We start from the raw sequence: 13772 nt of genomic DNA, 5'->3' as shown, positions 1-13772 counted from the left end.
CCCAGCCGTTTCGCCTCAGACCTGCATGATCTCTTGTTCCTTGGTCTTCAAGGTCTCGTCGATGCGCTTGATGGCCGCGTCGGTGTCCTTCTGGACTTCGGTCTCCATCTTCTTTTGCTCGTCCTGGCTGATCTCGCCGGCTTTCTCGGCCTTCTTCAGGTCGTCGTTGGCGTCGCGGCGGACGTTGCGAACCGAGATCTTCTGCTGCTCGGCGTATTTGCCGGCCAGCTTGACCAGATCCTTGCGGCGTTCCTCGGTCAGGGGCGGCACCGGAATGCGCAGGGTCTGGCCGTCCACGATCGGGTTCAGCCCCAGGTTGGCGTTGCGGATCGCCTTTTCGACGGCGACCACCATGCCCTTGTCCCAGACGTTGACGCTCAGCATCCGGGGCTCGGGCACGCTGATGGCGGCGACGGCCGTCAAGGGCGAGGCCGAGCCGTAGGCTTCGACCCGCACGGGCTCCAGCAGGCCGGCGTTGGCGCGGCCGGTGCGCAGACCGCTGAACTCTTCCTTCAGAGCGGCGACGGAGCGATCCATGCGGTCGCGATAGGTCTTGAGGTCAGGCTTTGCCATGGTCTTGGTCTCTCTTGTCTTTCCTGGTCAGGCGAACGTTCAGGCGACGTCCTGAATGACCGTGAACGTGCCTTCGCCGGTCAGGGTCCGGCGCAGCGAATTGTCTTCCCGAATGGAGAAGACCACGATCGGTATGCCCGTGTCGCGCATCATGGCGATGGCCGAGGCGTCCATGACCCGCAGATCCTTGGCCAGCACGTCCTGATAGGACAGGGTCTCGTAACGCGTCGCGTCGGGATCCTTCTTCGGGTCGGCGGTGTACACCCCATCCACGCTGGTGCCCTTCAGCAGGGCGTCGCAGCCCATTTCGGCCGCACGCAACGCCGCGCCCGAGTCCGTGGTGAAGAACGGTGCGCCCACGCCGGCGGCGAAGATCACGACCCGGCCCTTTTCCAGATGCCGCAGAGCGCGACGGCGGATGTAGGGTTCGGCGATGGCCGCCATCGGAATGGCGCTCTGCACGCGGGTCGAGACGCCGATCTTTTCCAGCGCGGACTGCATGGCCAGGGCGTTCATGATTGTCGCCAGCATGCCCATATAGTCGGCCTGGGCGCGCTCCATGCCGGCCGCCGCCTTGGACAGGCCGCGGAAGATGTTGCCGCCGCCGATGACCAGGCAGATTTCGACGCCCTCGGCCGCGACATCCGCGACGGCCTTGGCCACCGCATCGACGGTCTTCATGTCGACGCCGAACGACTGGTCGCCCATCAGCACCTCGCCCGACACCTTCAGCAGGACGCGTTTGTAGCGGAAGGTCGAGGGGGCGTCGGGCATGCGGGAAGGTCCGTTTGACTGCGGCGCCATTGAATCAGGCGGCTTCTTATAGACGAAAGGCGCGCCGGCCATCAAAGCCGAACGCGCCCTTCTGATACAAAACCCTCACGAATGAGGGGAATGTTTTTTAGTTGCCGCCCATCATGGAGGCGACTTCCGACGCGAAGTCGGGGCCTTCGACCTTCTCGACGCCTTCACCCAGCGCCAGGCGGACGAAGCCGGCCAGGTGCAGGTTGGAGGAGCCCAGTTCCTTGGCCGAGTTGGCGACCAGTTGCTCGATGGTCACGTCCGGATCCATGACGAACGGCTGCTTGGACAGCACCACGTCCTTCTGGAACTTGTTGATCTGACCTTCCACAATCTTTTCGATCATGGCTTCCGGGCGGCCTTCTTCCTTGGCCTTTTCGATCAGAACGGCGCGTTCCTTCTCGATGGCGGCGGGGTCCAGGTCGTCGGTGTTCAGCGACAGCGGCGCGGTGGCGGCGACGTGCATGGCGATCTTGCGGCCCAGTTCGCGAAGCGCGGTCTTGTCGCCCTCGCCTTCCAGGGCCACCAGCACGCCGATACGGCCGACACCCGGCGAAACCGCGTTGTGGACGTAGGTCGAGACGACGCCTTCCGACACCGACAGGCGGGCGGCGCGGCGCAGTTGCATGTTCTCGCCGATCGTGGCGATCATGTTGGTCACTTCGTCCTGGACCGTCTTGCCGGCTTCCAGTTCGGCGCCGTGCAGGGCCTCGACCGAGTGGTGCTCCAGACCCAGTTGGGCGAACGACTTGGCGGCGTTCTGGAACAGCTCGTTACGGGCGACGAAGTCGGTTTCGGCGTTGAACTCGATGGCGGCGGCGACTTCGCCCTTGCCGTCTTCCTTCGACGCGACGGCGACCAGACCTTCGGCGGCGACGCGGTCGGCCTTCTTGGCGGCCTTGGACAGGCCCTTGGCGCGCAGCCAGTCGATTGCTGCTTCGATGTTGCCGTCGTTTTCGACCAGCGCCTTCTTGCAGTCCATCATGCCGACGCCCGAACGCTCGCGAAGCTCCTTCACGAGGGCGGCAGTGATCTCGGCCATGTTCTTCTCCTTGGGGGATTTCGTATGTGGGAACGGCCGGACTGATTTAGCCCGGCCGTGTGTCAGTTCGTCAGGCGGCGCTCAAGAACGCGAACGCCGCCCGGCGGGCGATCAGCCCTCGGCCTTCTCGGTTTCGGCAGCCGGCTCAGCAGCGGCTTCCAGTTCGGCGGCGGCACCTTCCGTGCCGGCCGGCGCGGCTTCGGCTTCAGCCTTGGGGGCCGAGGCTTCACGCAGCATCGGCTCGACCGGAGCTTCCGAAGCGCCCAGGTCGATGCCCGAGGCCGAAGCGCCGGCGGCCAGGCCGTCCAAGACGGCGTCGGCGATCAGGTCGCAGTAGGTCTGGATGGCGCGAGCGGCGTCGTCGTTGCCGGGGACCGGATAGGTAATGCCGTCCGGGTCCGAGTTGGTGTCCAGGATGGCGATGATCGGGATGTTCAGCTTGCGGGCTTCCTGGATCGCGATCGCTTCCTTGTTGGTGTCGATCACGAACATGATGTCCGGGATCGAACCCATGTCCTTGATGCCGCCCAGCGACAGCTCAAGCTTGTCCTTCTCGCGCTGCAGGTTCAGCAGCTCTTTCTTGACGCGGCCTTCGCCCCCGTTTTCCAGAATGCCTTCCAGCTCACGCAGACGAGCGATCGAGCCCGAAACGGTGCGCCAGTTGGTCAGCGTGCCGCCAAGCCAACGGTTGTTCATGTAGTACTGGGCGCAGCGCTTCGCGGCCTCGGCGACCGGCTCTGCGGCCTGGCGCTTGGTGCCGACGAACAGAACGCGACCGCCCTTGGCGGCGACTTCGCGCACGGCCACCAGAGCCTGGTGGAACAGCGGCATCGTCTGCGACAGATCGATGATGTGGATGTTCGAGCGCGAGCCGAAGATGTAGCGGTCCATCTTCGGGTTCCAGCGGTGCGTCTGGTGGCCGAAGTGGGCGCCGGCTTCAAGCAGGGTGCGCATCGAGAATTCAGGCAGAGCCATGATCGTTCAGTCCTTTTTCCGATCAAACGTGGCGCGGGGGATTAAAGGTCTAAAAGACCCTCGGAATGGTGCGGATCGGGATGTCTCCCCGAAGCGCGCCTCTCCCGCGTTGCGAAATGCGGGGGCCATGTAGGCCGGATGGGCCGCAATAGCAAGCGCAGCCCTGCAAATGCGAAAAGGCGGCCCCTTTCGGGACCGCCTTTGGTCAGCAACGCGACGACTGCCTTTACTTCATCGCGTCCAGCAGGGTCCGCGCGCGGTCGCGATGCGCGGTGACGGGCGTCACCAACTCGCGCGCGAGAGTGGCCAGAGCGGGCGCCTCGGTGTTGTCGGCAAAGCCGTTCAGCAGCGTCAGCGTCTCGTTGTGGGCGGCGACCTGCTGGTCCAGATAGACCTTGTCGAAGTCGTCCGGCGTCGCAGCGTTCAGATTGTCGATGAGGCCCTTGCGGCGTTCGTCCAGCGTCGTGGGGATGGCGACGTTCGGCGCGGCGGTCGCTTGGGCGGCGGCCAGCTTCTCGCCAGCGGCGGTGTGATCCTTGGTGATCATGGCGGCCAGGGCCTTCACGTCGGCATTCTTGGACTTGGCGGCGGCGATCTTGGCGGCTTCCAGCTCATACATGTTGCCGGTGCCCAGACCCGTGACGAAACCGTCGACGGTGTTGGCGCCCATGGTCATGGCCGAGGTCTGGCCCACGACGCCGGACGTGGCGTCCTGGGTGGCGTTGACCGCTTCGCTGGTGTTCTGGGCGGCGCTGTCGCCACCTTGGTTGCAGGCGGCGAGGAGGGCCAGCGAGGCGACACTGGCGATGGCGAGATATTTCATTGGAACAGTCTCCCTATGGACTGACCAAACCCATCACGCGTCCGTGAGGTTCCGGAAAATCAAAAGCTTGACCATATCCGCGAAGGCTTAGGCGTCCTCCAGCATGACGACGCCCGGCGCTGACTTCAACGCGCCACGCAAGGCGCCGTCCAGACGGTAGCGGCCGGGAATCTTGACCTCGACCTCGCGCCCCTGATCGAGGCCCGCGATCATCAACGACACCTCTCCCCCCTTGCCGATCGCGCCTGATCGCGCGCGTTCAAGCCGCGCCTTCAGGGCCTCAGCGTCCGCGCTGCGGGCCGAGACATGGATGCGCAGGCCGATGTTGGCGTCGTCCAGCAGATTGTCCATTTGCGAAGCGTCGTCGCCGAAGAAGCGCACCTCCCCTTCCGACGACTTGGCGCGCACCCGCACCATGACCGAGGCGCCGGGCTCCAGCACCTCACGGCATTTGCGCAGTTGTTCGGGCGGAAACAGGCATTCGAACTCGCCAGTCGGATCCGAGAAGGTCACGAAGGCGAACTTCTCGCCCGTCCGCGCGCTGGCCCGCTCCTGTTTGCGACGCACGACGCCCGCCATCTGGAACGCCTCGTGGCCGGACTCCGCCAGCGGGATCGCTTCGGCGACGAAGGTGACGCGCTTGCGCTTCAGGGCTGAGGTCATCTCATCCAGCGGGTGGCCCGACAGATAGAAGCCGACCGCCGACAGTTCATGATCCAGCCGCTCTGGCCCAACCCAGGGCTCGACGCTCTTCAGACGCGGGCGCGCGGCATGGGCTTGGTCGCCGCCGAACAGCGATACCTGCGACGAGGCGCGCTCGGCCGCCACGCTCTGACAATAGGCCATCAGAACGTCGGCCTGTTCCAGCAACTGACGCCGGTTGGGGTGAATGCTGTCGAAGGCGCCGGCCTTGGCCAGGCCTTCCAGCGCGCGCTTGTTGACGCTGCGCGGATCGACGCGCTCAAGGAAGTCGAAGATGTCGGCGAACCGCCCGCCCGTCTCGCGTACCTCGATGACGTGTTTCATCGCCTCAAGACCCACGTTTCGGATCGCCCCCAGGGCGTAGAGCACCGCCCCCTTGTCATCGTCCCAGGCCACGTCGAAGTCGGCGGACGAGCGATTGATGTCGGGCGCCAGCACCGGCACGTCGAACCGTTTGGCGTCCTGATAGAAGACCGCCAGCTTGTCGGTGTTCGACAAGTCCAGGCTCATGGAGGCCGCGAAGAACTCGACCGGCTGATTGGCCTTCAGCCAACCCGTCTGGAACGAGATCAGCGCATAGGCGGCGGCGTGGGACTTGTTGAAGCCGTATCCGGCGAATTTGGCGACTAGGTCGAAAATGGAGCCGGACTGCGCCTCCGGCACGGCCTTTTCGGCCGCGCCCTTGACGAAGCGAAGGCGCTGGAAATCCATCTCCTCCTTCTTCTTCTTGCCCATGGCCCGGCGCAGCAGGTCGGCCTCGCCCAGGCTGTAGCCCGCCAGGATCTGGGCGATCTTCATCACCTGCTCCTGGTAGATGATGACGCCGTAGGTCTCGGTCAGCACCTCTTTCAGGCTGGGGTGTAGGTAATCGACCTCGGCGCGCCCGAACTTACGGTCGATATAGGTGTCGATCATCTCCATCGGCCCCGGCCGATAAAGCGAGATCAGGGCGGTGATCTCTTCGATGGAGCCGCAGCGCATCTTGCGCAGGGTGTCGCGCATGCCTTGGGATTCCAGCTGGAACACCCCGACCGTCTGGCCAGAAGCCATCAGCTCATAGGTGCGCGCATCGTCCAGCGGCAGGCTGTTCCAGTCCTTGGCTGCGCCGCGCCGTTCCAGATAGCCCCGCGCCCGATCCAGCACCGTCAGCGTCTTCAGGCCCAGGAAGTCGAACTTCACCAGCCCCGCCGGCTCGACCCATTTCATGTTGAACTGGGACGCCGGAATGGTTGAGCGCGGATCCTGATACAGCGGCACCAGTTCGGTCAGCGGCCGGTCGCCGATGACGATGCCGGCGGCGTGGGTCGAGGCGTTACGGTATAGCCCCTCCAGCTCCAGCGCGGTTTCCAGCAGGGTCTTCACCGCCGGCTCGGCATCGCGCGCCTCCTTCAGACGCGGCTCGATGTCGATGGCCTGCGCCAGGGTGACGGGCGCGGCCGGGTTGTTCGGCACCATCTTGCAAAGCCGGTCCACCTGGCCCAGCGGCATCTGCAGCACCCGGCCCACGTCGCGCAGCACGGCCCGCGCCTGCAAGGTGCCGAAGGTGATGATCTGAGCCACCCGGTCCTTGCCGTAGCGGTCCTGCACATAGTCGATCACCTCTTCGCGCCGCTCCTGGCAGAAGTCGATGTCGAAGTCGGGCATGGAGACCCGTTCGGGGTTCAGGAACCGCTCGAACAGCAGGCCGAACCGCAAGGGATCCAGATCGGTGATGGTCAGGGACCAGGCGACCAGCGAGCCGGCGCCGGAGCCGCGCCCCGGTCCCACGGGAATGCCGTGGGTCTTGGCCCATTTGATGAAGTCCGACACGATGAGGAAGTAGCCGGGGAATCCCATCTGCTGGATGATCCCGACCTCCCATTCCAGGCGGGTCCAATATTCCTCTTCCGGCACGGCCGGCGTGACCTCGGCCAGGCGGACCTTCAGCCCCTCTCGCGCCTGGTGGGCCAGTTCATCGGCCTCGGAGCGACCTGCCCCGGTATCGAAACGCGGCAGAATGGGCGCGTGCGTATTGACCAGGAAGGCGCAGCGCCGCGCGATGTCGATGGTGTTGTCGCAGGCCTCGGGCAGGTCGGCGAACAACTCGCGCATGACGGCGGCGGGCTTGAACCAGTGTTCGCCGGTGATGCGGCGGCGATCCTCCTGGCCGGTGAATGCGCCGTCGGCGATGCACAGCAGGGCGTCGTGAGACTTCGCCTGCGCCGCCTTGGCGTAATAGACGTCGTTGGTGGCGACCAGCGGCACGTCGTTGGCGTAGGCCCATTCGACCAGTCCCGGCTCGGCGCGCTTTTCGTCCTCAAGCCCGTGGCGTTGCAGTTCGACGTAGAAGCGGTCGCCGAACGCCGCCTTCATCGCCGACAGGGCGGCGGCGCCTTCGGTCTTCTTGCCTTGGGCGAACAGCGGATCGATCGGTCCGTCCGGGCCGCCGGACAGCAGGATCAGGCCTTCGCAGCGGGCGATCACCTGCTCCCAGGCCACGCCCGGCTCGGCCATTTCTCCGGCGTCCAGATAGGCCGATGACGACAGGGCGCACAGGTTCAGCCACCCGGCCGTATCCTGGGCCAGCAGCACCACGGTCGGAACCTTGGCCCAGCGGGCGTTGATCTGGCCGCCGATGCCGAAGACCGGCAGGGCGCAGGCCACGAGCGGCTGAACACCTGCATCCTTCGCCGTCTGGCTGAACTCCAGCGCGCCGAACAGATTGGCCCGGTCCGCCACCCCAACCGCCGGCATTCCGCCGTCGGCCGCCAGCTTACCGACCTTGGCCGCCTTGATCGCGCCTTCCAGCAGCGAATAGGCCGAACGGACCCGCAGATGGACAAAACCCTGACTGTTCACCGGCTCGTTCACGCCTTCTTCGACCCTGACCCGCTGCCGAGCCCTACCCTATCCTGAGTCTCATATCGGGCGTCGCGCGGCCATTGCAAACCGGTCGCCCCACGGATCGGCTGTGGATCGCTGGCTTCGGACGGTCCTCGAAAAAACACCGTCTAAAGTGTCTAATTCGTCTGATCTCAGGCGGTGACGCTGATCGCCACGGTCCAGACCATCCAGACGAAACCGCCGCACGACGCCAGCGACAGCATATCTCTCATCAAACGCGGCATGACCTTGGCTCCGAGACATCCGATATGTTCTGCTAATGTTCTATGTTGGCGTTTTGTTCCGGTCAAGTCGTTCTCAGTGAAACCGTTTGCGCGTCGCCGTCGTAGTCACTGCAACAGGAGATGAGACCATGTCCCTTCGCACGACCGCCCTCGCCGCCGTTGCATCCTTGACCGTCGCTGCGCTGGCGATCGGCGCGCCCTCGGCCCGTCGGGCCGAGGCGCAGACGGCGTTTCAGACCGCGATCTTCGCCGGCGGCTGCTTCTGGTCGGAGGAGAAGGCCTTCGACGACGTGCAGGGGGTGCGCTCGGCCGTGTCCGGCTTTGTCGGCGGCCATACCGCCAACCCGACCTATGAGCAGGTGGTGCGCGGCGGCACCGGCCATATGGAGGCGGTGCAGGTGACCTTCGATCCGCGCGTCGTCAGCTATCGCACCTTGGTCGATCGCTACTGGCGCACCATCGACCCGACCGATCCTAATGGTCAATTCTGCGACCAGGGCCCGTCCTATCGATCCGCCGTCTTTGCAACAGCGGCCCAACGCGCGGACGCCGTCGCCTCGCGCGATGCGGCCATGCGGGTGCTGAGAAAGAGCTTCACGACGCCAGTCGTCGGCGCCCAGCGGTTCTGGCCAGCCGGCGAGGAGCATCAGAACTACGCCAAGCGCCACGCCGCCAGCTATCAGGCTTACCGGATCGGATGCCGCCGCCCCGAACGTCTGCGAGCGATCTGGGGCGACGCCGCCGTCAGCTGAGCGATACGCATGACTCAGTAGGCGTGGCTCTGGGCCTCGCGCTGCTCCAAATGACCGTCCTTCAGGGCGAAGACGCGGTCCATATGGCCGGCCAACTCCATATTGTGGGTGGCGATCAGGGCGGCGACGCCCGTCGTCTTGGCCAGGTTGCGCAGGGATTCGAACACCGACTGGCTGGTGGTCGGATCCAGATTGCCGGTCGGCTCGTCGGCCAGCAGCAGGCGAGGGCCGTTGGCCAGCGCGCGGCCGATGGCGACGCGCTGCTGTTCACCGCCGGACAGCTGGGCCGGCTGGTGCGTCAGGCGTTCGCCCAGCCCCAGGGCCGTCAGCGTGACCTCGGCGCGTTTGCGCGCCTCGTCCTGGGCCACCCCGGCGATCCGCATCGGCAGGGCGACATTGTCGCGCGCGTCGAACTCGGGCAGCAGGTGGTGAAATTGATAGACGAAGCCGATCCGGCCTAGGCGCAGACGCGTGCGGGCGCGCTCGTCCAGATCACCGACCTGTTCGCCGTCGATGGCGACCGTGCCGCTGGTGGGTTTCTCCAACAGGCCGGCGGCGTGCAGCAGGGACGACTTGCCCGAGCCCGACGGCCCGATCAGCCCGACCAGTTCGCCGGGATAGACATCCAAATCGACGCCCCTCAGCACAGTCAGACCGCCTTGGGCGGTGTCGTAGGTGCGGGTCAGGCCGCGCACCGAAAGGATGGGAGCCTTACTCATAGCGCAGCGCCTCCACGGGATCGATGCGAGACGCGTTCCAAGACGGCGGCAGGCTGGCGATACAGCTCATCAACAGGGACCAGAAGGCCACCCACGTCACGTCCACCGGATCGACCAGGGCCGGGATGGCGTCCAGCATATAGACGTCGGAATCGAAGAGCTTGGTCTGCAGCACGAACTCCAGGAAATGCTGGATCGAGCCGATGTTCCAGCAGAACAGCAGACCCAGGATCAACCCCGCGATGGTGCCCGCGACCCCGATCATGGCGCCGGCCATGAAGAAGACGCGCAGGATCGCCGAGGGGCTGGCGCCGATGGTGCGCAGGATGGCGATGTCGCGGCCCTTGTTTTTCACCAGCATGACGATGCCGGAGATGATGTTCATGGCGGCGATGGCGACGACTAGGCCCAGGATGATGCTCATGGCCACGCGTTCGACCTTCAGCGCGCCGTAGAAGGCGGCGAGCCGCTCGCGCCAGTCGCTGACGACCGAGCCGGGACCGGCCGCGTCGCGGATGGCGGCGGTCAGGGCGCCGACCTGATCGGGATCGTTGACCTTGATCTCGATCGCATCCCAGACCCCTTCCTTGCCGAAGAAGAGCTGCTGCTGCTCCAGCGGCATGAAGATGAAGGCGCGGTCGTAGTCGGCGGCGCCCGAACGGAACAGGCCGCCGACGAAATAGGTCTTCTCAAGTCCGCCGAGGTTGCCGAAGGCGCTGTCGGCCCCGGTCGGCGAATACAGGGTCACCGGATCGCCGACGCGCAGGCCCATGGAATTGGCCAGGGCCGCGCCGACCAGAATGCGGTCGCCGCCATAGGGTCCCTTGCCGAAGCTGGCGCGTTCCTGCGGGCTTAAGCTGTCGAAGACATACTGGGTCTTGGCCAGATCCTCAGGGCGGATGCCCTTGGCGATGGCGCCGGTCGTATAGCTGCCGACGCGGATCAGGCTTTGCGCCTCGTTCAGCGGACTGGCGCTGGCGACGCCGGGCACGGCCTGGATGCGTTTCAGCGCGGCTTCGCGATCCGGCGAGGTCAGGACCTGACCCTGCACATACATGTGGCCGTTGAACGCAAGCATGCGGCCCAGCAGTTCGCTGCGGAAGCCTGACATGATGCTCATCACGCTAATCAGGACGGCCACGGCCAGCATGATGCCGATGAAGCTGATGACCGCGATGGTGGCGACGCCGCCTTCCTTGCGCTTGGCGCGCAGGTAGCGCAGGGCCAGGCCGATCTCCCACGAGGAGAAGGCGCCGGACGGACGAGACGGCAGGCTCAAGCGGTCAGCCTTTCGATAGCTTCGGCGAGCGTTACGGAGACCTTCTCGCCAGTGGCGCGACGTTTCAGTTCGACCACGCCGTCCGCCAATCCCTTCGGACCGATGGTCAGCTGCCACGGCACGCCGATCAGGTCGGCGGTTGCGAACTTGCCGCCGGGACGTTCGTCGGTGTCGTCGTAGAGGACGTCCTTGCCGAGCTTTTCAAGCTGGGCCACCGCGTCTTCGCAGGCGGCCGAGACAGCCTCATCATTGGCGCGCAGATTGATCACGACCACGTCGAACGGCGCGACCGCGTCGGGCCAGATGATGCCGCCGGAGTCGTGGCTTGCTTCGATGATGGCCCCCAGCAGGCGCGACACGCCGACGCCATAGCTGCCCATGTGCACCTCGGTGTCCTGACCGTCGGGCCCGGCGACCTTGGCCTTCATCGGGGCGGAGTATTTGGTGCCGAAATAGAAGATGTGGCCGATCTCGATGCCGCGCGCCGACAGGCGGTCGCCCTCGGCGGTCTTGGCCTCGAACTGCGACGGATCGTGCATCTCTTCGGTGGCGGCGTAGAGGGCGGTGCGTTCGTCGAAGACGGCCTGGACGGCTTCCGGGCTGAAGTCGTCGCCGGGCGCGGGCATCTCGACCAGTTTGCGGTCGCAGAAGACCTCGCTCTCGCCGGTTTCAGCCAGGACGATGAACTCGTGGCTCAGATCGCCGCCGATGGGGCCGGTGTCGGCGCGCATCGGCACGGCCTTCAAGCCCATGCGGGCGAAGGTGTTCAGATAGGCGACGAACATGCGGTTGTAGGCGACGCGGGCCGCGGCCTCGTCCACGTCGAAGGAATAGGCGTCCTTCATCAGGAACTCGCGGCCGCGCATCACGCCAAAGCGCGGACGGCGCTCGTCGCGGAACTTCCACTGGATGTGAAACAGGTTCAGCGGCAGCGACTTGTAGGACTTCACATAGGCCCGGAAGATGTCGGTGATCATCTCCTCGTTGGTCGGTCCGTACAGCAGCTCGCGCTCATGCCGGTCGGTGATGCGGAGCATCTCGGGGCCGTAGGCGTCATAGCGGCCGCTCTCGCGCCACAGGTCGGCCAGTTGCAGCGTCGGCATCAGCAATTCGACGGCCCCTGCCCGCATCTGCTCCTCGCGCACGATCTGCTCGATCTTGCGCAGCACCTTCAGACCCAGCGGCAGCCAGGCGTAGATACCGGCGGCCTCCTGCTTGATCATGCCGGCGCGCAGCATCAGCTGGTGCGAGACGATCTGGGCGTCCGAAGGAGCTTCCTTCAGCGTGGGCAGGAAAAAGCGCGACAGGCGCATGGTCGGGAATCCTAGGCGTAGAGACGGAACAAGGCTTTAGCCGCTCGGACGGGGCGAAAGCTAGGCCGATGCGTCGTTTAGACAGCCGGGCCGCTGGCGAAGTTCGGCAGGGGCAGCCAGCCCGTGAAGATCAGCACCATCACGAACACCCAGACCAAGGCCGAGACCCAGGTGGTCGTCAGGAACTTCTTCTTCAGATTGGGCGTCTTGGGCGCGCCCCATTGTGAGCCGTCGGTCGGCGGCTCGTGCGTCTCGCTGGCCGTGCCCAGCGGCAGCACGGCGAACAGCACCGTCCACCAGGCGATGATGTAGATGCCGACCATGGTGAAGACGCCGATGGGCATGACGGACCTCTAGGGATGGGGCCGGCCGACGCCGTAGCGGGCCGCCAGATAGGGAGCGATGGCGTGATCCTGAAGAAATGGCCGGCCGGTCGTTTCGCTGACCTCGGCCTCGGGCCAATCCAGTTCGCCGTCCAGGATCAGGATGGGGCAGCTCTGATGGGCCTCGCCGACCTGGTCGATGACCGGCTGACGTGGGCGCGGATGGTCCAGATAGACGACGTCCAGCGCGTCGCGAAGCTTCGGATAGAAGGCCAGGACACCCTCGATATAGGCCCCGGGCGGGCAGAACCACGGACCGCCCTGGTCGTCGTGCCAGTCGGGGTTCAGCAGGAAGAGTCGCTCGGTCATGGGCGTGGATATATCCGAGTTGAGGCCGTCGGCGCGACCGCTATTCGCATGATGCGCCAAACCCCGGCGCCCGTAGCGCCAGAAGGATCGAAGAGCGCGCCTGCTGCGTGATCGCCCCGGCGCCTTGCAGCACGCAGCCGACCGCCGTGTTCGAGTTGGGCGCCAGAAGGCCGTAGGTCAGACCTTCCTGCGCAAGCCGCGCCTGGGCGCCCTTCAACGTTTCGACGGCCGTCGCCACTTGCGCCGGGTCATTGGTGATGCGCGTCATCTCGTGCAGCGCCTCGCCCGAGCTTGGAAAGTCATAGGCGTTCGGATCGAACGGCGCGATCTCCGCCGATAGGCGTTTGGGATGAATGTCGATGCCGAACTTGGCGTTCTGACTGGCGGAGAAGGCGATGGCCGGCCCGCTCTCAGGCACGACGAGAATATAGGCATGGCGCGGAAACAGCAGATATTGCGCCATGAACTTGGTCACTGGCACCAAAGGCATCCCGTCCGGTCCCAAAGCGTGGGCGCCGACATAGACGCCCGACGGCACGCTGCGCGCATCGATCCGGCCATTCAGCTTCAGGATGCGATCGACAATGACGTGGTCGAGCAGAAAGACGCCGTCCTCTGCCTCGCGCTCCAGATAGGCATGGATGGCGGCGGTGTCGGGCGCCGGGCCGAGATCGCGACCATAGACGGTCGGAAAGGCGGTCGGCGACATCGGCTGACCGTCAGGCGGGCTGAACCACAGCACGCGCAGTTCGTGAACCGTCCGCGCCAGGGGATCTTCGCCCCGGAAGGTCGACAGGCTGAGCACCAGATTGACCACGGCGAACAGGGCGACGAAGCCAACCAGCCCCTGCCCCGCAATCACCGCCCATCGCCGCCACCCACGCAAAGGATGGCGCGCGTGCCGAATCCGCTCCAGCAGGCGGCGCGCACGGGCAGGCTTTTTCGACATGCGTTTCCCCGACCGTTCAGGCGCACGACCAATGCGCCCGAACGG

The 13772-nt window shown here is 65.5% G+C and carries 13 protein-coding genes; 1 reads left to right on the top strand and 12 read right to left on the bottom strand.

The window, feature by feature from the left end:
• Positions 1 to 15: 15 nt before the first annotated feature.
• The 6 genes from frr to dnaE form a co-directional block, all read right to left on the bottom strand.
• Complete coding sequence (frr, locus tag KAK88_RS09420; protein ID WP_017503964.1) at positions 16 to 573, bottom strand: ribosome recycling factor; 558 nt, start codon at positions 571 to 573, stop codon at positions 16 to 18.
• A gap of 39 nt (positions 574 to 612) precedes the next feature.
• The gene (gene pyrH / locus KAK88_RS09415; RefSeq protein WP_045811327.1) at positions 613 to 1347 is read right to left on the bottom strand and encodes a UMP kinase; all 735 of its coding nucleotides are present in this window, start codon (positions 1345 to 1347) and stop codon (positions 613 to 615) included.
• 127 nt (positions 1348 to 1474) lie between these two features.
• Entirely contained in the window at positions 1475 to 2416 is a 942-nt protein-coding gene (gene tsf / locus KAK88_RS09410) for a translation elongation factor Ts (RefSeq protein ID WP_039247421.1), read from the bottom strand.
• Positions 2417 to 2527: 111 nt separating this feature from the next.
• Positions 2528 to 3391, bottom strand: a complete 864-nt coding sequence (gene rpsB / locus KAK88_RS09405; protein WP_017503967.1) for a 30S ribosomal protein S2 — start codon at positions 3389 to 3391, stop codon at positions 2528 to 2530.
• A 226-nt stretch (positions 3392 to 3617) separates the two neighbouring features.
• Positions 3618 to 4214, bottom strand: a complete 597-nt coding sequence (locus KAK88_RS09400; protein ID WP_242076449.1) for a DUF4142 domain-containing protein — start codon at positions 4212 to 4214, stop codon at positions 3618 to 3620.
• Positions 4215 to 4301: 87 nt separating this feature from the next.
• Positions 4302 to 7766 carry a DNA polymerase III subunit alpha gene (gene dnaE / locus KAK88_RS09395; RefSeq protein ID WP_242076448.1) on the bottom strand — a complete coding sequence of 1155 codons (3465 nt, stop codon included), beginning with the start codon at positions 7764 to 7766 and terminating at the stop codon, positions 4302 to 4304.
• A 385-nt stretch (positions 7767 to 8151) separates the two neighbouring features.
• Here dnaE and msrA point away from each other — a divergent pair, with 385 nt between their 5' ends.
• Entirely contained in the window at positions 8152 to 8775 is a 624-nt protein-coding gene (msrA, locus tag KAK88_RS09390; RefSeq protein WP_242076447.1) for a peptide-methionine (S)-S-oxide reductase MsrA, read from the top strand.
• 14 nt (positions 8776 to 8789) lie between these two features.
• On the opposite strand, the gene KAK88_RS09385 is transcribed toward msrA, so the two are convergent.
• The 6 genes from KAK88_RS09385 to KAK88_RS09360 form a co-directional block, all read right to left on the bottom strand.
• Complete coding sequence (locus KAK88_RS09385; RefSeq protein ID WP_242076446.1) at positions 8790 to 9494, bottom strand: ABC transporter ATP-binding protein; 705 nt, start codon at positions 9492 to 9494, stop codon at positions 8790 to 8792.
• The gene (locus KAK88_RS09380) at positions 9487 to 10773 is read right to left on the bottom strand and encodes a lipoprotein-releasing ABC transporter permease subunit (protein WP_242076445.1); all 1287 of its coding nucleotides are present in this window, start codon (positions 10771 to 10773) and stop codon (positions 9487 to 9489) included. The genes KAK88_RS09385 and KAK88_RS09380 overlap by 8 nt, the downstream gene beginning before the upstream one ends.
• Positions 10770 to 12086 (bottom strand): proline--tRNA ligase, encoded by a 1317-nt coding sequence (proS, locus tag KAK88_RS09375; RefSeq protein ID WP_242076444.1) that lies wholly within the window; start codon positions 12084 to 12086, stop codon positions 10770 to 10772. Before proS ends, KAK88_RS09380 begins: the two co-directional genes overlap by 4 nt.
• Before the next feature lie 77 nt (positions 12087 to 12163).
• Positions 12164 to 12430 (bottom strand): DUF1467 family protein, encoded by a 267-nt coding sequence (locus KAK88_RS09370; RefSeq protein WP_055753501.1) that lies wholly within the window; start codon positions 12428 to 12430, stop codon positions 12164 to 12166.
• Between the two features lie 9 nt (positions 12431 to 12439).
• Positions 12440 to 12778: a DUF3088 family protein gene (locus KAK88_RS09365; RefSeq protein WP_242076443.1), complete on the bottom strand. Its 339-nt coding sequence runs from the start codon at positions 12776 to 12778 to the stop codon at positions 12440 to 12442.
• A gap of 40 nt (positions 12779 to 12818) precedes the next feature.
• Positions 12819 to 13727, bottom strand: coding sequence for a sarcoglycan (locus KAK88_RS09360; RefSeq protein WP_242076442.1), 909 nt, complete (start codon positions 13725 to 13727; stop codon positions 12819 to 12821).
• Positions 13728 to 13772: the final 45 nt, after the last annotated feature.

The sequence above is a fragment of the Brevundimonas diminuta genome (assembly GCF_022654015.1).
GTDB lineage: Bacteria > Pseudomonadota > Alphaproteobacteria > Caulobacterales > Caulobacteraceae > Brevundimonas > Brevundimonas diminuta_C.
This window is presented reverse-complemented; position numbering and strand designations above follow the sequence as displayed.

Coding starts and splice junctions, on each gene's coding strand:
- frr (WP_017503964.1), bottom strand. CDS start 573: ATGGCAAAGCCTGACCTCAAGACCTATCGCGACCGCATGGATCGCTCC.
- pyrH (WP_045811327.1), bottom strand. CDS start 1,347: ATGCCCGACGCCCCCTCGACCTTCCGCTACAAACGCGTCCTGCTGAAG.
- tsf (WP_039247421.1), bottom strand. CDS start 2,416: ATGGCCGAGATCACTGCCGCCCTCGTGAAGGAGCTTCGCGAGCGTTCG.
- rpsB (WP_017503967.1), bottom strand. CDS start 3,391: ATGGCTCTGCCTGAATTCTCGATGCGCACCCTGCTTGAAGCCGGCGCC.
- KAK88_RS09400 (WP_242076449.1), bottom strand. CDS start 4,214: ATGAAATATCTCGCCATCGCCAGTGTCGCCTCGCTGGCCCTCCTCGCC.
- msrA (WP_242076447.1), top strand. CDS start 8,152: ATGTCCCTTCGCACGACCGCCCTCGCCGCCGTTGCATCCTTGACCGTC.
- KAK88_RS09385 (WP_242076446.1), bottom strand. CDS start 9,494: ATGAGTAAGGCTCCCATCCTTTCGGTGCGCGGCCTGACCCGCACCTAC.
- proS (WP_242076444.1), bottom strand. CDS start 12,086: ATGCGCCTGTCGCGCTTTTTCCTGCCCACGCTGAAGGAAGCTCCTTCG.
- KAK88_RS09370 (WP_055753501.1), bottom strand. CDS start 12,430: ATGCCCATCGGCGTCTTCACCATGGTCGGCATCTACATCATCGCCTGG.
- KAK88_RS09365 (WP_242076443.1), bottom strand. CDS start 12,778: ATGACCGAGCGACTCTTCCTGCTGAACCCCGACTGGCACGACGACCAG.
- KAK88_RS09360 (WP_242076442.1), bottom strand. CDS start 13,727: ATGTCGAAAAAGCCTGCCCGTGCGCGCCGCCTGCTGGAGCGGATTCGG.